The following is a 21,891-nucleotide window of genomic DNA, read 5'->3' on the forward strand; positions in this document are numbered from 1 at the left end:
CATCATCACCCTCTCTTATTTGTAATGTTTCTTCGCAACTGTAAATGATTCCACTGCTTCCCGGTCAACTTCATACCCAATCCCTGCAGTTTGCGGCACTTCAATATAACCGTTTGCTGCTACGACTTCAGGCAGGATAATATCTTTTTCCCAATAACGGTTTGAGCTTGCTGTGTCTCCAGGTAAAATAAAGTTTGATAATGTGGTTAAGGCAACATTATGAGCTCGGCCAATGCCTGATTCAAGCATGCCGCCGCACCATACAGGAATGCCATTTGCTTCACAGTAATCGTGAATTTTTTTCGCTTCTGTTAAACCGCCGACACGACCGATTTTAATATTAATGATTTTTGTACTGCCGAGCTCAACTGCTTTACGTGCGTCCTCAACAGAGTGAATGCTTTCGTCTAAGCAAATCGGGGTGTTTAGCATTTTTTGCAAATATGAGTGATCGATGATGTCATCCGATGCTAAAGGCTGTTCAATCATGGTTAAGTCAAATTCATCCAGTTGTTTTAAAAGCTCTGCATCTTCTAAGCGATAGGCTGAGTTTGCATCCGCCATAATCGCCACGTTCGGGAAGTTTTCACGTAATGTACGCATTACCTCTACATCCCAGCCTGGCTTGATTTTCACTTTAATCCGTTTGTAACCTTCCTTCACATACTCATCCACGAGTGCGACTAAGTCTTCAATCGATTTTTGAATACCGATACTGATTCCCACTTCAATTTTATCTTTAGTTCCGCCAAGTGCTGAAGCGAGCGATTGATTGGTTTGCTGTGCATAAATATCCCAAATGGCCCCTTCAATCGTTGATTTTGCCATGTTATTTTTTCGGATTGGCGCAAATAGTTCGCTTATTTCATCGGGATGATTGATTTCTTTATTTAAAATTAACGGAATTAAAAAATCCTCCAGTATATGCCAGTTTGTTTGTAAGGTTTCTTCGTTATACCATGGGGAGTGGAATGCTACGGATTCACCCCAGCCAATGGTGCCGTCTTGATCTTTTGCTTCCAATAGTAAAAAGTCTTTATTGGTAAAGGTACCAAAGCTTGTTGTGAATGGTGCTTTTAATTTCATTTGTAAATGACGGATCGTAATGTCGATAATTTTCATTGTGGTTCTCCTCCAAGTGCTAAAGTTTCTTTTTTGACAAAAATGTATTCATTATAGGTTTCAGATGGCTGTAAACGAACTGCTGCGTAACCTGCTTTAAATAAGCGCTGGAATAATGTACGTGTCTGCAAACGCCAGTCCATTGCTAATTCTTGGCTAGCCGATTTTAATGCTTGAAAATCTTTCGGTATCGCTAATGAATAAGCGGCTTGTGTTAGTTCTTGCTCCTTGCCTGCTACGAATACAGGTAAGTTTTCTTCATTAAATATCAACGTGTTTAAGGCAGCTGCGTCTTCGATCGATGGTTCATGTTTGTTCACTACGTAAGGACTGATTAAATGCCAGTGCAGTTCAAAGCGGTCTGATGGCAATCCTTGATTGAAGCCGTCCTGCATTTCTCCATAGCAATTCTCAACGTATGTATCACATATGCCATTCAGTTTGGATAAGTTTAAGTAACCATTTCTTGTTTCAAGCGGATCATACGTCCAATGCATTCTTTCATAGCCCTTCGCAATGGCAATATCACGCTGCGTATGTTTCAATTTTTCCCCAATGCCTTGCGAACGGTATGCTTCGTCAATCCCAAGCATATGGGAGCATAAATAGCATTTGCCATCACGGAATCCGGCAAATCCATAACTGAAGCCAATTAATTGCTCTCCATCATAGGCACCCACCATAATGCCTCCATTTTTTACTGCCGTTAACGTTTGGTGTGTGGGAATGGTTTCGGTGCCCCATACTTTAAACTCAAGCTCTTGAATTTGTTCCATTTCTTGGATTGTTTTTAATTCTCTAATTTCAATCATTGTGATTCGCTTCTTTCTACTTGTTGTAACGCCAGCACTAATGCTCTTGTGATAATTTCAGCACCAATCGGAAGGCGTTGTCTGTTAAAGGTCATCTGTGGATGATGAAGTCCTGGTGTGACACCGCAGCCTAGTCCAAGCATCGTTGTTTGCAGATTTGGTTTTGAATAGGCATAAAAGTGGAAGTCTTCTCCGCCGGGTGTTACCACTTCCGGTGCGAGGTTTTCTTCCCCTGCCATATCGATAATCGCTTGCTTCATAATGGACTTTGCTCTGTTATTTACTTGAGCTGCTGCAATATGTGCATCTACCTGGTAATCAATCGTTGCGCCATACATAGTACTAACCGCTGCCACTACTTTTTCAAATCCCACGGTTAAAGCTTCCATCGTTTCATTGTTTTGAGCACGAGCGTCTATACTAAATGATGCGGAGCCTGGAATAATATTTGCTGAAGTTCCGCCCGCTTGAAGCTGCGTCATTTTAATCGAGGCTGACTGTGTCGGGCTAATCCAAAGACGTTTGATTCCGTCAACTAAAGCCGCTGCTACTTCGATCGCGTTGACACCTTGCTCAGGACGTGCCCCGTGCGCTTCAACCCCTGTAATCGTTCCTGAAAAAAGCTTTGCTGCTCCGTGATGTAAGGCCGGCGCGTACGTCCCGTCCTGCAATTCAATCAGTGGACGAACATGCGTACCGAATAAAAATTGCAGTGAATCGACCACTCCTTGCTCGACAAGTGCCTTCGCACCTTGTGCCTTTTCCTCTGCCGGCTGGAATAGGATGCGAATTGCTCCGGGTAAAGTTGGTGCCAGCTCTTTTAGTAAAAAGATGGTACCGAGTGCCATCGTCATATGTCCGTCATGTCCACAGGAATGATTCGCACGGAACTGACCGTCTACTTCCTGCCACAGTGCGTCGATATCGGTTCGGAAGCCTACTTTAGGTGTTCCTTTCCCAATATCTACATATAACCCAGTCATGTTTTCAAAGGTATGAGGTTCAAGACCTTCTTCCTTGAGGAGGTTTGCGATATACGCGGTTGTTTCCACCTCGCTCCAGCTTACTTCAGGATTCTCATGCAAATGCTCGAAAATTGACTGTAAACGTTCTGCTAATTGTTGATCTGTCATCTTGTTCAACTCCATCTATCTGCAATAAAACTATTTTGAAAATCATCGTACTTAACCCGTTGAGTATTGTAGTAATCTGGATCATTTGTCATCATTCCCGTAACTAATACATTGAGAAAGGAAATCAGTGCCGGCATAAGATCAATGGTCGACAGCTGCGGTTGTTCTAATATAAAAGCATACGAACAATGCTTGTGAATGGGAGCCAGCCGAGAGTCCGTAACAGCGAGTACCGTTATACCGCGCTCATGAAGTTCCTTAGCAATGTTAATCGGCTCTTTAAAGTAACGATGCAGGGAAATGACGACGACAACGGAATGTTCATCGATTTCTTGCAGCGTCCGAATGAGTTCCGCTGTCCCTGTGCCGACAAGCTTCACATTCGGCCGTAGAATGTTCATCGTAAAATGCAGCCAGTGCGCACCTAACTGTGAGGCACCAGCACCAATAATATAGATATTTTTGGCTTCATGTAATTTACGTGTCGCTTCATCAAACCATTGTTTGTCAATTTGTTTAGCAATTCTGATAATTTTAGAGCTGTCTTCGCCCATTGCTTTTTCAATGAGACTCTGATCATTAAAAAGCTCTTTTTTTGAAGAAACATACGTATCGAGCGTACTATTTGTTGAATGGTTAAAAACCAATAGCGTAATTTCTTTTTGCAGCTGGGCATATCCTTCCAATCCAAGTGCATAGCAGAAACGAATGACCGTCGTTTCGCTGGTTCCAGCTTCCTTCCCAACCTCAGCCGCAGAATGCACGCCGATAAATGTCGGGTTTTTTAACACGAAGTTCGCGACTTTTTGCTGTGCCTTTGATAGTTCATGAAAAATCAATTCAATTTTATCTTTGATTGTTTGTGTGTCTTCCAAAAAGAATCCTCACCTTTTATCGGAAATCATATGAAGTCTAGACTTCATTTTAATGTTTATTAATTTATCACAATTTTGAAACAATAACAATAAAAATTCTGAAAATTTTTTCTCTATTATCTTATGTGACTATTATGTTAACTGTTTTAATGAACAGGCATCCTGTCCCCCATGGCAAAAAAGTTGATTTTTCGTGGTACAATCATCATTCATAGGCGGAGATTTTCCGACTAATGTATGAAAAGGTATCTTAAAAAGCAATTTAAGCGGAGCTATTCCGATTAAATGCTTTAAATAAGGTTAAATCCAATGATTTAGTACGTTTAGCCGGAAAAACTTCCCTTATTTTTGTGTTTATATAGGTATTTCACCATATAGACGAAATTTCTCCGTTTATTATTCAAATAAAGTGAAAGCACCATCAAGTTATAACAATAGAAAATAGCCTATCCCGATGAACTAGGCTATTTTCTATATGGCTATAAAACGAGGTCCTAGCATGCTCACAATCCTAGCTTGTTAATACAAGCACCCATTAAATCCCCAGCTCGTCACAAAATTCATCCTGCTCCAAATATTTATTTTTCCCCTTTTTGCTTGTCGTTCCTCCTCCCTAAATGGTTCAAGGTATTGATAGGGCGGATTCATGATATAAGCCACTCTAGCATATCCCTCTTTTAAAAGAGTTCCCTGAACCGATTCTCCATCCACATAAACATAGGCTAACAGTCTTCCATATGAATCTCTTACCTCTCCCTGTTCAAACTCTAATGTTACCTTTCCGCTTTTTACTAATTCGCTATTCCGTAAGAATGCTTCCTTTGCATACAGTTGAACACAGGTTTTTGGACTTTTTGATTCCGGTGTATCAATCAATAAATAGCGCACCGTTTTTATTTCGCCGTGAACAACTACTTTAATAGTGTCCCCATCAATGACATCGACTAACGTAACAGGTACTACACTTACTTGATTTTCGGTCACCTTAAGGAGGGGCTCTGGCACATTTTCTTCTTTCAGTGATGGCTCTGAAAAGTATGCGATACTGGCAGCAGCTGCGATCATGACGATAGCTCCCGTTCTTTTTCTCATAACAGATCCCCTCTCCCTTACCGTGTAAAATACCCTGCAATCGCTGGAAATTCCTCAATCCCCTGCCTCATGTCCCGAAACGAAATCACATCATTTCCTCTATAAAACTGGAAATCTAGTGGATATTCATGACAGTTCAATGGGCTATTACCAAATGTCCTCCTATAATACTGGATGGCACTTACCTCGCTAGCTGCAAAGATAAAGACAAAATCTCTTTGATTCATTTTCAGTGAATAGACGCACATTTTATGAATTCCTAATACATCGTTCTTTATCATTTCTTCTACTTTTTGTAGGTCTGCTTCTACTAAATCTATTTTGGAAGAGTCGTCATCTAATGATAGTTTTTGCTGTTCGAGTAAATGGTAGATGTAATGGGCGACGGAAGAAATTTTATTTTGTAAACAATCGAGATATAGATCTTTTACTAACATGTTCTAGCACCTCTATAGTAGATTTTTTTCGTACCTGTATGGTTAGATATGGCTATGCTTGGTTTCCTTTTGGTCCTCAATCTTTCCTGTATGCTCACTATAAGTGACAGCGACGGTCCCAACTGGGCCATTTCGATTTTTCGAGACAATGATTTCTAGGGAATGATTGTCACTTTCCTTGTCATAATACTTTTCTCGATATAAGAACAAAATGAGATCGGCGTCCTGTTCCACACTTCCTGATTCCCGAATATCAGACATCATCGGCTTTTTACTTGCTCTTGATTCCACCGACCGATTAAGCTGAGCCAAACAAATGACCGGACACTCAAATTCCTTTGCCATCGTCTTGAGGGATTTGGAAATTTCCGTAACCTGTGAATGGGAATTTCCACCGTACGATTGACTTGATTGTATGAGCGTTAAATAATCAATAAAAAGAATCGGTTTCTTGTGTGGAAATTGATTCATCATTTTTCGTGTTTTTGCTCTCATTTCAGCAATACTTTGTCCAGCGCCATCAAAAATTTGGATATTGGTTCCTCCAAGATCACCAATAACATCTGACCATTGGTTCTTTTGTTTTTCAGATAACATTCCTTTTGGATCCCGCATTTTTGCCCGGTTAAATCCCCCTGTTGACGCCATTAAACGGGAGGTGATGAGCTTTTCAGGCATTTCTAGGGAAAAGACGAGAGGCAGATAGCCTGCCCAACCCGACATTTTGGCAAAATGAAGCATGACATCGGTTTTTCCCATCGATGGTCTTGCTGCTAGAATGGTCACTTCCCCATTTTGAAAGCCACCCGTTACTTCATCTAGCTTCTTGATTCCAGTTGTGGCACTTTTCAGTTGTTTTTGCTCTTCCCAGGGAGCTTCATAGATATCAGCCAAAGCTTGTTGTAAGGATGTATGATCCTCCATCTTTATTTGGTTAATTTTATCGAGTTGGGTTATGACTTTCCCAATCTCCCAATCATTCATGGCTGCAAGTGTTAAAATGTTCCTCTTTTCCCGTTCCTTCCACTGATCAAGAATGAGCTTTTCCATTCCATTGAATTTCACAAGATCGGCATATGATAACAGCTCCGAAAGATAAGACATTCCACCCAATGATTCCAGGTTGGGCAATGTGGTAAAGGTAATTAAATCGATACTTTTACCTGTCCGGTTTAACTCAATCATTTTTTGCATAATTTCTTTATGCCGTGTACTTTCTAGGTGGTCAGGTTGTATGATGGTATCCTTAAGTAAATACTCCGCCTTCATTAAGCTTCCTAAGAAAGCTTTTTCGACGATACTCATTCCTCTTCACCTGCCGTTAGGTCAAGTACAAATTCACTTGGTACATCTCTTCCGCCAGATAACGGTGGTTTAGGTTTCCGTTGGTAATCACCCTTTTGGTTCTCCTGAAAATATTCAATTTCTTCAATTGTTAGTAAAGATTCATTCTCCCAATTTTTAAGAATCCCCACCACATAGGACAGCCTTCTTTTGTTATTGGCACATGCAATATGCAGCGCCTTTAAAATCACAGCTTTCGGCTGCAGGAAGCTAGAATCATCTAACCAAGCTAACAGCTGCTCCTTTGCATTTACGTTTGTAAACCCAAATCCATTGTTGTCCCAAAACTCGATAATCTCTTTAACATCGGCAAGTTTTTGGTTATTCTGCAACGGATACCTTTCCACTATTGGTTGAAAAACATTTTGTTGGTTTTCTTCTTGTCTGCGTGTCGTAGTACAATCTGTATAGATATCTTCAATCTCTTCACTTTCGGACAAAGGAAATGTATGATTTTCACCTTGATCACGAACTTCCACGCTTTTATAAAATGATTCATATAGGCTGCGGAATTCCTGCTTATGTATCGATTCCAAAACAAATTCAATCAATGAAGCATCTTGGACATTTTTTAATTCGGAAAAAATACAATCCATCATGGGTTTCCCTGCTTTATCAAAGTTGTTTTCTCCCCAATTCTTAATCGCGAGCTCTCTCGTTTCAGCATTGTAGCGAATCAACCCATGATGCCGAATGAATCGTTCCATTAACGACTGAACACTTTCAATGGAATAGCCCATATCAAAAGCCATTTGCTTTTTCGTTATCTTATAGATTCCGATTTGCGTTGTCCGTGAATTCGTTAAAAGATACAGATAAAAGTATCTATCCTCTGGTGTCATCTCCTCCGAAACAGCCGGATCCATCCAAAAATCAACGCGTACTTTTCTAAACTTTGCCATCCTCAACCACTGCCTTTCTCCTAACAAGTGTTTTCAACCGTTATATATAGATAAAGGGGGAAAAAGGTCATAGCTATTTCGAAAATTTGTGTACGTTTTATGACAAAAGAATTTTAGGGTGCCGGTCACCTTATGAACTTATCGAGCACATATCCACAAAAAAACACTCACAAATGTTGACCATTCAACATTTGTGAGTGTTTTTTGCAAGAAGATACGCTGTGTTCTATAAATGGATGTTACTCTATATTTGGACAGTGAGCTTCTTGTTGTTGTTTTTTTCTTTTTCTTTTTCTTCTTCTTGTTCACGTATCGTATTACGAGTCGTACAGGTATCGTCCCCTCGCATAAAACTCACTGCATGAACGATTTCGGTTTTTTCCAACGTATGACCGCCACACATAGAAGTAAACTGGGAATGATTAGCTGAATCGTTAAGAAATAATAAGGCACCGTTGTACCCATTCCTCGAATCATGTCTTCAAACGAAGGAATGGTCCAGACTGAAAAGAGGATGATTAAAAAACCAATGGGTAAAACAAATGGTTTATAACTTGGCAATTTCAGCCATTGTGAAGTACCTAGAACCACCATATAAAAAAAGGCAGACAGCTGAATGAAGCCGCCAAGAACCCACACTGCAATAATAATCGACTCAATATGTTCAAAAAATGAACCGACACTAACAAATCGCGCCGCCTCAAACACCGGAAATTGTAGATTGATAAGGATATCCCCAAATAAAAAAAGATTTCCAAGGTTCATTAAGACCATCGTCAAAACACTTGCAACGACTGAGAATAATCCCCATTTCATCACTTTTTGTTGCTTCGTTACTAACGGCAGCAAGAACGACATCAATGAATATTGACTTAACCAGGCATGTGGTGCCAGCGACCCTTTAATGGATGGCAGTACCCCGTCTGCCATGATCGGCAGCATATTTTTCAGATTCAAATCAGGAATCAGAAAGATATAAATTAGTCCATAGGAAGCTAAAACAATCGGCAAAAAAAGCACCGCACATCGTCCAATGGTTTGAATGCCCCCATGTACCGCAATAGCACAAGATATCGCTATACTTCCGGTCACAAAAAGCATAGGTGTTCTATGCAAAAAAGCACTTTCAACAAACTCACCGTACTCTCTAAATGCAATGGACGTATCATGTAATAGAAAAAACAGGTAAAGGAAGGCGATGATTTTTCCAATGGTCCGGCCAAGTATAAGTTCACAATATTCGATGAGTGTTTTCCCTGGAAAGTACCTAGAGAGTATGACGATAATCACGACGATTAGGAAGCCGCTCAAAGAACCCCATATGGGAGACAGCCACAAATCTCGTTTTGCATGCTGTGCTGTGATATATGGAATATAAAGTATGGCTGTGGCGCTAACAGTTGCATACATAATGAGGGCAAGCTCCAGACCTGAAATTCTACCTTTTTCAATCATGTTGTTCCTTCCTTTACTGACAGAAGATTCTTTACCAAAACGGCTTAAATGGCTTATAGATGAAATCAATCATTTGTCCCGGCCCCGGCATTTCTGGAAAAATCACAAGTAAAACAGCAAGGACCCCATTCACCATCATGATCGAAAAAAAAGCTATCTTTTCCCTTTTTCCACTTCTTTTCAACCCCGGCCGTTGAATCAAAAAAATAAACAACAGTATAACGATTATCCCTAAGATTCCAAGAACCTTCATCGCTCGGCACCTCGTTTATGTTTTTCATCTGCTAAACCGGTTCTCTGGATCTTGACCTTCGTGTCAAAAGAAACGGCTATCTCCGGAAAAATTTCATCCCACTGATCTCTGTTTTTTTTCCAAATTTGCGGATACTTTTTCTCAAATTCATCACCAAAGCCTAAAATATCAGCGTTTAACTTTTTCTGAAGTTCCGTCATCACGAACCGTTCCCTTTCTTCAATTTCATCAACCACCTTTTTCTCAGCTTTTTTAATGACGGTTGGATCGAATAAGTTGAATTCTGTTGTATTTTGAAAGACTTCTACGTCTGCATTCGATTTAATGCGCATGCTCCATTTGCCGTTTTTAATGGAAGGGATCAATTCATTATGACTCCTTAACAGATTTAAGGAGATGGAGCCTTTTTCACCTTTAAAAGAAATGGTAATTACACCGGATTTCATCTCATTTCTTGGCCAAAGAATTCCCCTTGTTTCCTTATCACTTAATCTTCCTACCATTTTTCCATCCTTAAAAACCGCTGCTCCCTTAATAATTGGAATGGCCTTTTTTGTATCCATTTGTGATGGGGGTAGGTTTTCAACCCATGGCAGCACGGCTGCATTGGATTTATGGGATAGCATTTGCAATAAATCCTTTACCGTTACTCTTACTCCAATATGTGATTTGACTATTTTTCGAAGTTGTATGGAGGCGTCTTTTTCCAATTCCGGTATGGCCTTCAAAACCGTCTTTGCCTTTCCTTTCGCAACCAATACATCGGCACGTATCCGAGGTTCCGAGTGCCGCATCCAAAAATCAATTTGTTCGCTAATTCCTTTCTTGGCTAGTTTATCACCAATAAGGATGACTTCACTTTGCCCCCAAAAAATCTTCCTTGTCAGTGCCTCCTGAAGCCGTGCCATTGCATCTGCAATCGTTTCTCCCTCAGCTGATCTTACAAAGGATTGACCGCTGCTGCCTCCACTTGACATCTCAGTTCCTTGCCCACTTTGCTGAGGCCGCGGAATAAAGACAAGAACTGAGAGCTCGATATTATTATTTTTTCCTTTATCTATACCTGCAGCTAGAATAAGAGCTAGGTCATTAATTTCTGTCCGATCCCAACATCCTGTAAGGACCATCGAGGCTAGGGAAATCAGCAAGAATAAAGTAAACGTCCTTTTGATTGCTCGGATTTTACACATCAACTTCCACCATCCCCTTTTTCTGGACTGGGCATTTGATTCTCGGCTTCACGTCTTGGGTTACGAGTATCTTCGGAAAACAATTCAGGCCGTGTATCCATGGCCCACCACGGGGCACGAACCAAGACATCCTTTATATTTCGAAGCTTTAGTCCTACTGCCGTATTGAGATAGGGTACACCAAAGGATTTCAGTGTACATAGGTGTGCAACAATCGTAGTAATTCCAAGCATGACGCCCAAGAGACCCAACATACCGGATAAAATCATGATTGGGAATCGGAGTAGTCGAATTGTGATACCGGCCGCATATCTTGGCACTAGAAACGAAGCGATACCTGTAATGGCAACCACCATAACCATCGGTGATGAAACCAACCCCGCCGCTGTCGCCGCTTGTCCAATCACAAGCGCACCGACAATACTTACAGCAGCTCCGACTTGTTTTGGCAATCTCACACCCGCTTCTCTCAGTGCCTCAAACGTGACTTCCATCATAAACGCCTCCACCAACGCTGGAAAGGGAATCTGTTCACGACTTTGAGCGATCGTTAAGAGCAGTGAGGTTGGAAGCATTTCTTGATGAAAAGTTAAAATCGCCACATACGCTGATGGTGCAAGCAAACCAATGAAAAAGAATATATAGCGCAGCCAACGTATCAATGTGCTGATATAAAATGGATTATAGTAATCCTCAGGTGCCTGTAATAAACTTGTAAACGTACAGGGGGCAATTAGACTAAAAGGAGTGCCATCAATTAAAATAACGACACGACCTTCTAATAGACAGGCTGCAGCGACATCCGGACGTTCCGTGTTTAACAGCTGCGGGAAAGGAGAAAGCGGGCTATCCTGGATCATCTCCTCAATATAGCCGCTTTCTAAAATCCCATCCATCTTGATTCGTTTAAGTCGATGCGTAACTTCATCTACTAAAGAGTTTTGTGATAATCCTTCGATATATGCCACAATGACTTGTGTTTCGGTGTAACCGCCAATCGAGATTTGTTTCATTTTTAATAGTGGATGACGAATTTTCCTGCGTAATAAGGAGGTGTTCACTCGTAATGTTTCAACAAACCCTTCCCTAGGACCGCGGATGACGGTTTCTGCGTCAGGTTCTTTAATACTCCGTTTTTCCCACTTTGGCAGGCCCACCGAAATTCCCTTTGTTTGTCTTTCAATCAAAATGATGGGGTTGCCAATCGAAATCTGCTTAAAAATATCAGGTATTGTGGAGAATTCCTGGATATCTGATACCGAAATTTCCTTTTTCACTCGCTCAAATATCGGACCCTCTATCGGGTTTTTCAACTGGATCAGCGGCATCAGTACATGCTGGTCGATTTCTTCTGTATTTGACAGGCCATCTATGTAAAGAAGAACAGCATTAATCTCACTGCTGATGCTAAAGTTTCGGAATACTACGTCAGCGCAATCTTTATAGGCCGATTTCAGTATGTCTATATTCAAATCTAAACTTGAATTTAGGGGGATTTCCGGAAGTGAATTCATCGATTCCTTAAATTGTATATTGGGAGTATCCCCCCTTCTCTTCCTAAACCCCATATTTCTCATCACTGGACCCCTTGATATGTGTTAAGGATATTCTTTGTAAATACTGTAAAAATAATGCTAAAATTTCCAAAGTAACTCATTTTTTGAAACATAGGCTATATTAAATAAGGCTGTTGATTTACCCTCTTGTAACCAGCGAAGTAAGATAAGCGGAGAATTTCCGGTTAAATGCAGAATGGAGCCATTTTCAGGGTTAATAAGGGGAGGTTTTCCGGTTAAGCAAAGCAATCTTATCCGTTTTCACGTATTTCAGGTCAATAGGCGGAATCTCTCCGTCTATATAGGCTACTTTTATGAGATATTACTAGTTAAGCGAGATTTTTCCGTCTAATTAAATTCTTAAAATGAATAACATCAACATTAACCTTTAACACAGCCAAAAAATAAAAAAGACACTGCCGTCGTCCATATACAGTGTCTTCATGTCCTTATCAATTTATAGTTATGAATCTATCATGTTCTGAATTCTTATCTTGTATTGCCTCCATGGATTTTCCCCATATAACCGGAGGCCTCCTAACTCAATTAAACTATTAATTTTTATTATAAATGCTTGGAGAAAAATATCCATTCGTATATCTGTTTGTTTCCATTTCGGATGGAATCCGTTTTTCTAATTCCTGTTGTCTGTTACTATTTTTCCATTGGTCATACGTTAATGGACGCTTCCTGTCATCGTTTAAAAACTTGATATAATCATTACCATATATAAACATGGTATCACCTCCATTAAGAAATGTATGCGCTTTCATAACTATCATACACCAAAGTGTCAAAAATGTGTAGCCTTTAGTCATGGGAATATTCTCACCGTAAAAACCCACTATATAAGGCTCCTCGTCTATCTTAAATTGTGAAAATCACACCATCATTACAAGGGAACTGTTTATTAATTACACCCCTTTTGGATTATAAAAAATAGCCCGGCCCCAAAGAACCAGACTATCCTCCTTTCAAAGGCTCATTGAACTAACGCCTTCGTTTTCTTTTATGTACATCTCTTCTTCATCTATGCTAACCCATCGGTTGAATTAATAGTCTTATTCTGATTTATCCTAATTCTTTTATATACCAAGCGTCCATCGTACTATGTTCTGAACCATCTAATGGTCTTTCAAGTTGTTGGAAACCTAATTTGGTATAAAGGAGATTCGCCGTTTGGAGTATCTTCATTGTTTCTAAGTAACAGTGGGTGTAATGTTCCTTTGCGAAGTCGAGTGCTACTTTCATAAGCTCCTTCGACAGACCTTTACCTTGAGCTTCAGGTGTAATATAAAGCTTTTGCAGCTCGCATACCCCCGTCTTCTGACCAAATGGTGCAATCCCCACACCGCCTACCACTTCATCTTGTTCATTCATGGCAACCCAATACTTTGCATTTGGTTGTTCCTTGTAAAATTGGGCAAGGTTACTTAGTTGGGGATCAAAATAGGCTGTTCCTGGTATGTTTAAGTTAAACGATTCCAATGCGCGTTTAATAATTTGCTCCATTGTTTGATTGTCTCTTTCTTCCATTTCTCGAATCCGCATGTTTCATTCATCCCCCATATTTAAATAATTTATATTCTAATCTTATTTTTCTAATCATTCAATACGGCTCTTTGTTCAAGTAACGCAACTTTGAAGAAGATGGTCCAAATCGGCGATTTTGATTGGAATGTGATCAAAATTCAGGTGCCATTCTTAGCATCAGTGCTTTGGAGTCATCATGACTATTAAACTCAAATCAAAAAAATAGCTTGGGAATTCCCAAGCTAAATTATATTGATATTTTAGATTTCCACCTATTAATCTCTGCCGACCACTTCAGGGTCACCGAATTGACGTTTATTCTGGTTAAGCGTGCTGATTTGATGTAAATCGTCTTGTGTAAGTTCAAAATCAAAGATATCCGCATTTTCAGCAATACGATGTGGTTTGATTGATTTTGGAATCGTCACCACACCTGTTTGAATATCCCAACGCAGGATCACTTGGGCAGTAGACTTATTGTATTTGTTAGCAATCTCCACTAAAACCGGGTCGTTTAGCAGACTGCCTTGCATAAGCGGGGACCATGCTTCAAGCTGAATTTCATTCTTTTTACAAAAATCATGTAATTCCTGTTGATTAAAGACGGGATGGTATTCCACTTGGTTGACCATCGGTTTAATTTCGCAGTTTGCAAGAAGGTCTTCGAGATGGTTCACATTGAAATTACTTACTCCAATGGCGCGGACACGTCCATCCTTGTAAAGTTTCTCAAGCGCTTTCCATGTCTCCACATATAATCCTTTAGAAGGCACCGGCCAGTGAATTAAATAAAGGTCTAAATAGTCTAAACCTAATTTGTTCAAACTCGTTTCAAAAGCCGCCAAGGTAGATTCATAGCCTTGATCACCATTCCAGACCTTCGTTGTAACAAATAACTCTTTACGAGGTACGTTGGATTCAGCTATCGCTTTCCCTACTCCCTCTTCGTTTCGATAAATAGCAGCGGTATCAATACTTCTATACCCGACCTCAAGGGCGGTCTTTACTGAATTTACAACTTCCTCTCCTTCTTGTACTTTGAAAACACCAAACCCCAGCCATGGCATTTTTACACCATTGTTTAACGTAGTCGTACTTACCAACCCTTTTGTCATCATACTCTCTCTCCTTTATAAAAATTGATTCATTATCGTTCTACGTAATTTCTCCATTGGTGAACAGGCTTCCAATTTAATAGTTTTTTAGCCTTTTCATTACTTAACAACGATTGAAATCCTGACAAGTCACTTCTGAAATCCTTCACTTCCGGAAAACATGTTTCCATAAGCTGCATGCTCTCCATATCCATACTCGAATCATCCGCAGCAATACATAGAGGGACTGAACCGAGTCCGTCTGTTTCTACAGCTAACCGATAAGCGGTTGCTGCATCTCTTGTGTCAATGTAGCTCCAAAGAATTGTTTTTCTTAATTCAGGCTTATGTATAAAACTAGGGAAATTTTGATACATCTCAGGCGAGATGACATTACCTAACCTCATCGATACAACCTGCATACCCGTTCTTTGATGGATCATATCAGCCGTTTTCTCATTCACGATTTTCGATAAACCATAGCTTTCTTCAGGTAGTTGTGGGTGTTCTTCATCAATGGGCACATATTTCGGTGCTAAATTCTGTCTTGAAAAAACAATGCCATAGGACGATTCACTCGAGGAGATCACCGCCTTTTTAATCCCTAAATTCCCTGCGGCTTCTAAAATATTATAGGTACTCATCACATTGTTTTGGAATGTTACTTCGTTTGGGTGGGAGTATGCAACTGGTATAGCTGCCAGATGTACAACCGCATCAGCTCCTGCTAAGACGCCATAAACTTCGCCAAGATTTGTTAAGTCTGTAATCACGGTGTTACAAAGGTGTTCTTTTGGATGCTTGATATCGGCATTAACCACTTCATACCCATAATGTAAAAATTCTTTTATCACATCTCGACCTAAAAGGCCGCTACCGCCTGTTACCACTATTTTAGGCATTTTAATACCCCCATTTTAAACTTCCACAGCTTGTGGATGATTCACTGATACCAATTCTAAGTCTGCAGCCTGTGCATTTAATTCAACTTGTTCCACATTTTTACATCCTGGGATGACACTCGTAACGGCTGGATGCTTTAGGCACCAAGCAAGTGCCCATTGAGCCATGTTCACTCCTTCTGGGACTTCATTTCGTTGAATTTCTTCAACTAATTTAAGCTGCTTTAACACTTCACTTTGTACATGGTTATTCCGAACATCATTTTGATCAAATACGACACCTGGCTTATATTTGCCGCTTAAATAACCGCTGGCTAATGGAACCCGAGCCAAGACCCCAAGATTTTGCTTTTCACAGGAAGGAAAAACTTGTTCCTCTGGTTTACGATCTAACCGGTTATATACAACCTGTATCACACTGGCATTTACTTCCGTTGCTAAGTCTGTTTGATAGATATTTTCGTTTGAACCGATTGATATTCCTAGATGGCGGATTTTACCTGCCTTCATTTGCTTGTCCAACACAGTCCATAATTCTTCATTTTGAAATACGTCATCACTGCCAGAATGAAATTGATAGATGTCTACATAGTCTGTTTGAAGAGCTCTTAAAGAATCGTCCAACTGCTTCACGACTTCTCCAGCGGTCCAATGATTTGTCCGGGTAAAGGATTCATGGAAATGATGACCGAATTTGGTTGCAACAATCCAATCCTCTCGGTTTTGATTTTTTAAGTAGCTGCCGATAAATTTTTCAGAAAGGTGGTCACCGTAACATTCGGCTGTATCAATCAAATTGATTTCCTTTTCCTTGGCTTTGTCTAGAATTTCATCCACTTCTTTTTGAGTGAAGTCTTTTCCCCATTCGCCGCCATATTGCCAAGTACCGATTCCGACAACAGACACATTTAAATCTGTTTTTCCAAGCTTGCGGTATTTCATTTGTTTGATCTCCCTTTCTATTTCTTGATTAAAACCTTACAAAAAAAGTATACGTTTTCATCATTTAAACAACAACCACTGAAATATTTTTGATATAATAACCTTTATATTACTTACTATAAAATATATAGTTCCTATAAATTAGAAAGAGGTAGTCTATGAGCGAAATAAAAGAAACGAAACACTTAGAGATTGAATGTTCGATTGAAAAAGCACTTAGTGTTATTGGAGGAAAGTGGTCTTTTCTCGTATTACGAGAGTTATTCGAAGGGACAAAACGGTTTGGAGAATTACAAAAGGCGATTTCAAATGTAAGTCCAAAGGCCTTAACCGATACGCTAAGACATTTAGAATCCAATGGGGTTCTCATTCGGACTGTTTACGCTACCGTACCCGTAACAGTTGAATATTCACTTACTGAAAAGGGACAATCCTTACATACCATTATAAAAGAAATGAAATACTGGGGTTCTTACTGGGCGTAGCACTATGGGGACGCGGAATTTTAACCAACAAACTAAAAGAACTGTTTCGCCATAGAAGTTCGTGAAAATAAACCGATGCGCTATGTACTCGAAACTGGCGAGGTTATGTACTATGATTGCCTGAACAGTGAATCATAATTTTGACAAACAATTAATCGGTTTAAAGATTTGAGATAATTTTTAACCTCATGCAATAATTTTGCTTTTTGAGCCTTTTGGTTATCAGATAAGTAGTCTACAAGTTTACCGATTTTTTCTAGTAGCCAAATCTTATGTTCTTCCATTGTTCTTAATTGATTCAGCTGTTTAAAGATCAAGTATTTTTCCTCCTGAAGCACCGTTTCAACATTGTATCGACCTCTGTAGCATTATTTAATAAACTTAAAAGGAATATCGAAGAAATTTATTAGGAAGATTATAATAAATAAAGAGATGATATAAGCTCGGAATGGTTTAAACTGATGTATTACAATTACTGAAAACATGACAATATCAAATAAAAAAGAATACCAAAATTTCCATCCATTATGATAAGAGATTCTTCCGAAGTCATATAATATCCACTCAATAGATATATAAATTCCAGACCAAAGCAATATGTATAACGATCGTTTAAACCATCCTTCTGGAAAATGGAAAAGAAATAGAAAAATACTAACAGGCATTGTGATTAAAGCATATACAATTACGACCATTTCATGTCCGTATAAAAAATCTAGGTGGAACTTCCATAAGGTATTTTCTTTTACAATATATTCGTACAGTAATCCTCCTGTCGCAATAAAAAACATACTTGCATGGTATTTTCTCCAGTTTTTCCAGTTCCCCCACTTAAAGGAAGCTATAATGGTTAGCACCGCTATGGCAACGTGCATTTAAACACAACCCTTAACATTTTAATTTGGAGAATTAAGGATCACCTTTTTTTAACGGTAACCCTCTTTCTGTATTGTAATAATTTTTAAAACTAACCCTCTAGAGAAAACTCCTATTAAGAAAAAACCGAAAAACGAATAAACATGGTTCCATTTAAGTGGTTTATAAAGGTTCAGCATTTCTGCAATAGGTTCACAGACGAAAGCAAAAATGAAAGACATAATCAGAAGAACTATAGAAAAGGATTTCCAGCTTGAAAAATATTGATAAACTAACAGATAAAGGATTGGGAGTAATGTATAATCTATCGGTAATAAAGGAGTACAAAGTGGAAGTAGTGCATCGGGATAAACCCACATTGAAAAATTCCAACCCATAACATCAAGAAAAGTTGAAATAGAGATGATAAAAAATCCATATAATAAAGTTTCTAAAATACGGCTTTTATCAACTATTTTCCACCAAAAAAACCACGGAACAATTGTTAAAGCAAGTAGAATCCACCATTTTATTGAAAATACAAAATTATGTATCCAATAATCCATCATCATTTTATTTAACTCAATGGTATGTTGTTGTATTTCCATAGATGTTGGAATTTTCTGCAAATATAACACCTCCTATTTACCGCAGTTTTAGTTTTAACCCAAATTTTTGTCATTAAACATACTTTCATCGTACGAATTTCTACATTTATATAAATATTTATTTTCAAAATAAAAACAATCGGAACAATATCAATTTAGTGAAGTTCGTGAAAGTAAGATGAAGCGATATGTGCTCGAAACAGGCGAGGTCATGCACTATGATCCGCTAAACAGTGAACATAAGTTTAAAAGTTAAGAATTTCTTAAGGAAATATATACCAATATCATAAGATTCCTCTCTTATAATTGAAATTGCAAATTCAAAATGAGGTGGATGTTTTATGGAGTTTTTATTTCATGGAAATCAGTTCGTTGTGGCCATTATTTTCTTTACCATCTGTTTTCTACAACCAATCTTGCTGCCTTTTCCGGAAGCAGCAACTGTTGGGGCTGGTAGTGCTGTACTTGGTTCATTTCCTGCAGCAAGTATAAGTTTTATAGGTACGCTTTCAGGGATCATGGCTGCCTATTTCATCGCTAGGTTTGGGGGACAAAAGCTAATTAGAAATTGGGTAAAGGAAAAACATATGCAGCAATATGAACGTTATGTATCGAGAAACGAGATAAGCATTTTATTACTATTATTCGTGATTCCTATTTTACCTGATGAAATCATATGTTTTGGAGCAGGAATAAGCGGAGTAAGCTTGAAAAAATTTCTTATTATTGCCTGTGCCTCAAAACTAATCACATCATTCTCTTTAGCCTATTCTATAGATTTTGCACAGTCCTTGTCTTTAACCCATACACAGTTCAGTGTACTACTCATTGTCATTTTCGGTATTGTCCTGTTGACCTCTTTGATAAGTAAAAAGTTATTAGTAAATAGAGATAACACCTAGAAGGAATAAGCAGTGTTTTTTCATAAACAAGTAGGATGTTAGCCGTTACTGGTTGTCCCATTACTGCATTTACTATTAAGACTACTATTGAAAAGAGGCTTTAAATATGGGTACAAGACCTTGTATTGTAAAATCTAGTGGGCTCCTAGTCAATCTAAATGAGGAAACGCTGCAAATTCTTATCAATGTTGCTAATCTGAACAAGGAAAGTTCGCGGCGCGTGAAGGTTGAGGTTTTTGACTGGACATTTAATATTCCCATTGAAGTACCAATTACTTCTTTCAATGGACCGGAAATTACACCGGGTGATGGAGGTCCAATTACTATTCATGCACAAAATGGAGCAGTATTCGCTACCGACTTTTTAGATGATATGCTTATTCTCGTGTACGAAGTTAGAGTGACGTTTTTTGATTGTGACGATAATGTTTTAGTAACTAGCAACGGACTTAGCAAGATTAACGGTGGAAATGTCCCAGGACAAACGGTTCTTGATACTGACTTTAGAACATTGGATTAGAAGCTATCCTTCATCTAAGAGAAAGGAGTGATGATGTTGGATAAAACACCTAACCATAAATGGATTAAATTAAAACAAGTTCTTCCACCCACTCACCCATTCATCCGAATAAAAGAAAGCGTACCGATGTCTGTGGATAAAACGCAATGGTTAACGAAACTAAGTAAAATGATCCCTACCCACCACTCTATTAATCAAATACTAGAGCGTAATGTCGACAAGAACTGATATAAACCCAGCGTTTATTGAATAAAAAAAGGCCTTCAAAGGTCGCCTCAGGCTGTCGAGAAAGTCTCGAGAGCTCTTATTTTGACTATGAATAAACAGGGACTAGTACGATTTGTCTTCAAGAGCCTGTATTGAGGACAATCCTTGCCTGGTGCTCTGGTGATTTGTCTTCAAGAGCCCGTATTGAGGACAAATCCTTACTTGGTGCACACACGATTTGTCTTCAAGAGCCCGTATTGAGGACAAATCCTTACTTGGTGCACACACGATTTGTCTTCAAGAGCCCGTATTGAGGATAAATCCTTGCTTGGTGCTCATGCGATTTGTCCTCAAAGCACATAAAAGTAAAAAATTGCCGAGAAAGATACCTTTCTCGACAATCAAAAGGCCTCCAGTGGAGGCCCTAATCATCATTATTCTCGTATAACCAAACCCAATGTTCAAAAGTTTAAACTATTTTATTTCCCGCAGCATTTTTTATATTTTTTGCCGCTTCCACATGGGCATGGATCATTTCGGCCAACTTTATTTTCGTTTCGGACTTGCGCAAGTGGGATATCATTCCCCTTTTGTCTAAAGTCGAGTTCCCTTTCCAGTGCTACCTGTCTCCAAAAATCTAATTCTCGATGCTCTAACCCCAGTATAGAAAAGTAGCTATAAACGGTCTGTTCGATATCAACTAGACCAGAACTTTCATCTAGCTTCATATGTTTGTTAATCTCAGGAAGAGCTTCTTCCGAAAGCTGGTGACACAGTGCTTCGATTAGAATATCTTGATGATCCAATTCTTTTGCAGAACGATAGGCTTCTCTTAGAACTTGAACCGCATAGTCTGTTTTTATGTTTTCTATGATGGAAGCGGCATAAATGATGGAATTATCTTTTCTAAGATAAGGTGCTACTTCCCTTACCACCTGATCACTTTGGAAACTGATTAACGTTGCTGATAGTTCTTCTAACAAACTGTCATCATCGCGATCTAATAAGCGAACCAATAAAGGAATATGTCTTTCTAATTTTAACAATCCAATCATATAAACCGCTAAGATTCCATTAAAGGAAAACCATTGTTCCTTTAACTCCTCTTCTAGTACAAGATCTATTTCGTTTTCTGTAACCCAGCTCTTTTTCACCAAACAGGCTGCCAGACTTTTTGCTTTGATGTAGAAAGCATGCTGCTCGTTACCGGCCCGCTCAAGGTCATTTAGGATTTGACCATACTCTGAGTACACTTCTTCTTCCGTACCATGTATCAATAGATCATACAAGGACCATGTACTTTTCGGAATGTATTCTTGAAGCTGTTCTTTGTATTTAAGAGCAATTTCCGGTTTGATATGGTGAACCAGTCTCACCGCTAAATGGCGTTTGGACGGTTCCATTAATGGAATATTTTCCATTAAAATCTTAACAGCCTCTTCATTGAAGGTTTGATTTTCTACATAAATGAAGATGGAGGATTGTTTTTCTTTATTTCTAAAGGCTTCCTTCAGTAATTCATTGGTCCATTCTTCTGGAACATGCGGATAATCATGCAGCGCATGCAGCACTACATCTTGAATTAAAATATCATCGCTAATCAAGTGGGGTTTAATTTTTTCTAAAAATGTCATGATGTATCCTCTTTTTCTTCCATTTTTCAATACAAGTA

Annotated in this window: 26 protein-coding genes; 4 read left to right on the forward strand and 22 right to left on the reverse strand. The window is 39.0% G+C overall.

Annotated features, from left to right (window positions below):
* Positions 1-15: 15 nt before the first annotated feature.
* From menC to ACN6MT_RS20115, 18 genes are all read right to left on the reverse strand, one after another.
* Positions 16-1,122: an o-succinylbenzoate synthase gene (gene menC / locus ACN6MT_RS20030; protein ID WP_419887706.1), complete on the reverse strand. Its 1,107-nt coding sequence runs from the start codon at positions 1,120-1,122 to the stop codon at positions 16-18.
* The gene (locus ACN6MT_RS20035; protein ID WP_419887707.1) at positions 1,119-1,934 is read right to left on the reverse strand and encodes a GNAT family N-acetyltransferase; all 816 of its coding nucleotides are present in this window, start codon (positions 1,932-1,934) and stop codon (positions 1,119-1,121) included. Before ACN6MT_RS20035 ends, menC begins: the two co-directional genes overlap by 4 nt.
* On the reverse strand, positions 1,931-3,067 hold the full coding sequence (locus ACN6MT_RS20040; protein ID WP_419887708.1) for an amidohydrolase: 1,137 nt from the start codon (positions 3,065-3,067) through the stop codon (positions 1,931-1,933). The genes ACN6MT_RS20035 and ACN6MT_RS20040 overlap by 4 nt, the downstream gene beginning before the upstream one ends.
* 5 nt (positions 3,068-3,072) lie before the next feature.
* A complete protein-coding gene (locus ACN6MT_RS20045) occupies positions 3,073-3,942 on the reverse strand; it encodes a MurR/RpiR family transcriptional regulator (RefSeq protein ID WP_419887709.1) in 870 nt (289 codons plus the stop codon).
* A gap of 519 nt (positions 3,943-4,461) precedes the next feature.
* Positions 4,462-5,034, reverse strand: a complete 573-nt coding sequence (locus ACN6MT_RS20050; RefSeq protein WP_419887710.1) for a thermonuclease family protein — start codon at positions 5,032-5,034, stop codon at positions 4,462-4,464.
* 17 nt (positions 5,035-5,051) lie between these two features.
* Positions 5,052-5,471, reverse strand: coding sequence for a hypothetical protein (locus ACN6MT_RS20055; protein WP_419887711.1), 420 nt, complete (start codon positions 5,469-5,471; stop codon positions 5,052-5,054).
* Between the two features lie 42 nt (positions 5,472-5,513).
* Entirely contained in the window at positions 5,514-6,776 is a 1,263-nt protein-coding gene (locus tag ACN6MT_RS20060; RefSeq protein WP_419887712.1) for a DnaB-like helicase C-terminal domain-containing protein, read from the reverse strand.
* Entirely contained in the window at positions 6,773-7,717 is a 945-nt protein-coding gene (locus tag ACN6MT_RS20065) for a DnaD domain-containing protein (RefSeq protein WP_419956494.1), read from the reverse strand. Before ACN6MT_RS20065 ends, ACN6MT_RS20060 begins: the two co-directional genes overlap by 4 nt.
* 244 nt (positions 7,718-7,961) lie before the next feature.
* Entirely contained in the window at positions 7,962-8,102 is a 141-nt protein-coding gene (locus ACN6MT_RS20070) for a hypothetical protein (RefSeq protein WP_419887713.1), read from the reverse strand.
* On the reverse strand, positions 8,072-9,172 hold the full coding sequence (locus tag ACN6MT_RS20075) for a GerAB/ArcD/ProY family transporter (RefSeq protein ID WP_419887714.1): 1,101 nt from the start codon (positions 9,170-9,172) through the stop codon (positions 8,072-8,074). Before ACN6MT_RS20075 ends, ACN6MT_RS20070 begins: the two co-directional genes overlap by 31 nt.
* Positions 9,173-9,203: 31 nt before the next feature.
* Entirely contained in the window at positions 9,204-9,425 is a 222-nt protein-coding gene (locus ACN6MT_RS20080) for a hypothetical protein (RefSeq protein ID WP_419887715.1), read from the reverse strand.
* Positions 9,422-10,615 (reverse strand): Ger(x)C family spore germination protein, encoded by a 1,194-nt coding sequence (locus tag ACN6MT_RS20085; protein ID WP_419887716.1) that lies wholly within the window; start codon positions 10,613-10,615, stop codon positions 9,422-9,424. The genes ACN6MT_RS20080 and ACN6MT_RS20085 overlap by 4 nt, the downstream gene beginning before the upstream one ends.
* Positions 10,615-12,192, reverse strand: a complete 1,578-nt coding sequence (locus ACN6MT_RS20090) for a spore germination protein (protein WP_419887717.1) — start codon at positions 12,190-12,192, stop codon at positions 10,615-10,617. Before ACN6MT_RS20090 ends, ACN6MT_RS20085 begins: the two co-directional genes overlap by 1 nt.
* A gap of 533 nt (positions 12,193-12,725) precedes the next feature.
* Positions 12,726-12,908 carry a hypothetical protein gene (locus tag ACN6MT_RS20095; RefSeq protein WP_419887718.1) on the reverse strand — a complete coding sequence of 61 codons (183 nt, stop codon included), beginning with the start codon at positions 12,906-12,908 and terminating at the stop codon, positions 12,726-12,728.
* A gap of 334 nt (positions 12,909-13,242) precedes the next feature.
* Positions 13,243-13,722 carry a GNAT family N-acetyltransferase gene (locus ACN6MT_RS20100; protein WP_419887719.1) on the reverse strand — a complete coding sequence of 160 codons (480 nt, stop codon included), beginning with the start codon at positions 13,720-13,722 and terminating at the stop codon, positions 13,243-13,245.
* Positions 13,723-13,979: 257 nt separating this feature from the next.
* A complete protein-coding gene (locus ACN6MT_RS20105) occupies positions 13,980-14,822 on the reverse strand; it encodes an aldo/keto reductase (RefSeq protein WP_419887720.1) in 843 nt (280 codons plus the stop codon).
* 29 nt (positions 14,823-14,851) lie between these two features.
* Positions 14,852-15,700: an NAD-dependent epimerase/dehydratase family protein gene (locus ACN6MT_RS20110; protein ID WP_419887721.1), complete on the reverse strand. Its 849-nt coding sequence runs from the start codon at positions 15,698-15,700 to the stop codon at positions 14,852-14,854.
* A 15-nt stretch (positions 15,701-15,715) separates the two neighbouring features.
* On the reverse strand, positions 15,716-16,642 hold the full coding sequence (locus ACN6MT_RS20115) for an aldo/keto reductase (protein WP_419887722.1): 927 nt from the start codon (positions 16,640-16,642) through the stop codon (positions 15,716-15,718).
* Positions 16,643-16,800: 158 nt separating this feature from the next.
* Here ACN6MT_RS20115 and ACN6MT_RS20120 point away from each other — a divergent pair, with 158 nt between their 5' ends.
* Positions 16,801-17,127: a winged helix-turn-helix transcriptional regulator gene (locus tag ACN6MT_RS20120; protein ID WP_419887723.1), complete on the forward strand. Its 327-nt coding sequence runs from the start codon at positions 16,801-16,803 to the stop codon at positions 17,125-17,127.
* A 110-nt stretch (positions 17,128-17,237) separates the two neighbouring features.
* Here the strand turns inward: ACN6MT_RS20120 and ACN6MT_RS20125 are convergent, their stop codons facing one another.
* Genes ACN6MT_RS20125 through ACN6MT_RS20135 form a run of 3 tightly spaced genes read right to left on the reverse strand, consistent with a single transcriptional unit; the run spans position 17,238 to position 18,611 of the window.
* Entirely contained in the window at positions 17,238-17,444 is a 207-nt protein-coding gene (locus ACN6MT_RS20125) for a hypothetical protein (RefSeq protein WP_419887724.1), read from the reverse strand.
* Between the two features lie 51 nt (positions 17,445-17,495).
* Positions 17,496-18,002, reverse strand: a complete 507-nt coding sequence (locus tag ACN6MT_RS20130) for a CBO0543 family protein (RefSeq protein WP_419887725.1) — start codon at positions 18,000-18,002, stop codon at positions 17,496-17,498.
* A gap of 51 nt (positions 18,003-18,053) precedes the next feature.
* Complete coding sequence (locus tag ACN6MT_RS20135) at positions 18,054-18,611, reverse strand: CBO0543 family protein (RefSeq protein WP_419887726.1); 558 nt, start codon at positions 18,609-18,611, stop codon at positions 18,054-18,056.
* A 320-nt stretch (positions 18,612-18,931) separates the two neighbouring features.
* Between ACN6MT_RS20135 and ACN6MT_RS20140 the strand changes: the two genes are divergently transcribed.
* From ACN6MT_RS20140 to ACN6MT_RS20150, 3 genes are all read left to right on the forward strand, one after another.
* Positions 18,932-19,492: a TVP38/TMEM64 family protein gene (locus ACN6MT_RS20140; protein WP_419887727.1), complete on the forward strand. Its 561-nt coding sequence runs from the start codon at positions 18,932-18,934 to the stop codon at positions 19,490-19,492.
* 106 nt (positions 19,493-19,598) lie between these two features.
* On the forward strand, positions 19,599-20,012 hold the full coding sequence (locus tag ACN6MT_RS20145; protein WP_419887728.1) for a hypothetical protein: 414 nt from the start codon (positions 19,599-19,601) through the stop codon (positions 20,010-20,012).
* 30 nt (positions 20,013-20,042) lie between these two features.
* A complete protein-coding gene (locus ACN6MT_RS20150) occupies positions 20,043-20,240 on the forward strand; it encodes a hypothetical protein (RefSeq protein ID WP_419887729.1) in 198 nt (65 codons plus the stop codon).
* A gap of 458 nt (positions 20,241-20,698) precedes the next feature.
* Here ACN6MT_RS20150 and ACN6MT_RS20155 read toward each other — a convergent pair whose 3' ends face one another.
* Entirely contained in the window at positions 20,699-21,853 is a 1,155-nt protein-coding gene (locus ACN6MT_RS20155) for a YecA family protein (RefSeq protein ID WP_419887730.1), read from the reverse strand.
* Positions 21,854-21,891: the final 38 nt, after the last annotated feature.

The organism is Neobacillus niacini (assembly GCF_048572935.1).
GTDB lineage: Bacteria > Bacillota > Bacilli > Bacillales > Cytobacillaceae > Neobacillus > Neobacillus niacini.

Bases quoted from the DNA above. Each gene is read 5' to 3' on its own strand.
- menC (WP_419887706.1), bottom strand. From the start codon at position 1,122: ATGAAAATTATCGACATTACGATCCGTCATTTACAAATGAAATTAAAA.
- ACN6MT_RS20035 (WP_419887707.1), bottom strand. From the start codon at position 1,934: ATGATTGAAATTAGAGAATTAAAAACAATCCAAGAAATGGAACAAATT.
- ACN6MT_RS20040 (WP_419887708.1), bottom strand. From the start codon at position 3,067: ATGACAGATCAACAATTAGCAGAACGTTTACAGTCAATTTTCGAGCAT.
- ACN6MT_RS20050 (WP_419887710.1), bottom strand. From the start codon at position 5,034: ATGAGAAAAAGAACGGGAGCTATCGTCATGATCGCAGCTGCTGCCAGT.
- ACN6MT_RS20055 (WP_419887711.1), bottom strand. From the start codon at position 5,471: ATGTTAGTAAAAGATCTATATCTCGATTGTTTACAAAATAAAATTTCT.
- ACN6MT_RS20060 (WP_419887712.1), bottom strand. From the start codon at position 6,776: ATGAGTATCGTCGAAAAAGCTTTCTTAGGAAGCTTAATGAAGGCGGAG.
- ACN6MT_RS20065 (WP_419956494.1), bottom strand. From the start codon at position 7,717: ATGGCAAAGTTTAGAAAAGTACGCGTTGATTTTTGGATGGATCCGGCT.
- ACN6MT_RS20075 (WP_419887714.1), bottom strand. From the start codon at position 9,172: ATGATTGAAAAAGGTAGAATTTCAGGTCTGGAGCTTGCCCTCATTATG.
- ACN6MT_RS20080 (WP_419887715.1), bottom strand. From the start codon at position 9,425: ATGAAGGTTCTTGGAATCTTAGGGATAATCGTTATACTGTTGTTTATT.
- ACN6MT_RS20085 (WP_419887716.1), bottom strand. From the start codon at position 10,615: ATGTGTAAAATCCGAGCAATCAAAAGGACGTTTACTTTATTCTTGCTG.
- ACN6MT_RS20090 (WP_419887717.1), bottom strand. From the start codon at position 12,192: ATGAGAAATATGGGGTTTAGGAAGAGAAGGGGGGATACTCCCAATATA.
- ACN6MT_RS20095 (WP_419887718.1), bottom strand. From the start codon at position 12,908: ATGTTTATATATGGTAATGATTATATCAAGTTTTTAAACGATGACAGG.
- ACN6MT_RS20100 (WP_419887719.1), bottom strand. From the start codon at position 13,722: ATGCGGATTCGAGAAATGGAAGAAAGAGACAATCAAACAATGGAGCAA.
- ACN6MT_RS20105 (WP_419887720.1), bottom strand. From the start codon at position 14,822: ATGATGACAAAAGGGTTGGTAAGTACGACTACGTTAAACAATGGTGTA.
- ACN6MT_RS20110 (WP_419887721.1), bottom strand. From the start codon at position 15,700: ATGCCTAAAATAGTGGTAACAGGCGGTAGCGGCCTTTTAGGTCGAGAT.
- ACN6MT_RS20115 (WP_419887722.1), bottom strand. From the start codon at position 16,642: ATGAAATACCGCAAGCTTGGAAAAACAGATTTAAATGTGTCTGTTGTC.
- ACN6MT_RS20120 (WP_419887723.1), top strand. From the start codon at position 16,801: ATGAGCGAAATAAAAGAAACGAAACACTTAGAGATTGAATGTTCGATT.
- ACN6MT_RS20130 (WP_419887725.1), bottom strand. From the start codon at position 18,002: ATGCACGTTGCCATAGCGGTGCTAACCATTATAGCTTCCTTTAAGTGG.
- ACN6MT_RS20140 (WP_419887727.1), top strand. From the start codon at position 18,932: ATGGAGTTTTTATTTCATGGAAATCAGTTCGTTGTGGCCATTATTTTC.
- ACN6MT_RS20145 (WP_419887728.1), top strand. From the start codon at position 19,599: ATGGGTACAAGACCTTGTATTGTAAAATCTAGTGGGCTCCTAGTCAAT.
- ACN6MT_RS20150 (WP_419887729.1), top strand. From the start codon at position 20,043: ATGATGTTGGATAAAACACCTAACCATAAATGGATTAAATTAAAACAA.
- ACN6MT_RS20155 (WP_419887730.1), bottom strand. From the start codon at position 21,853: ATGACATTTTTAGAAAAAATTAAACCCCACTTGATTAGCGATGATATT.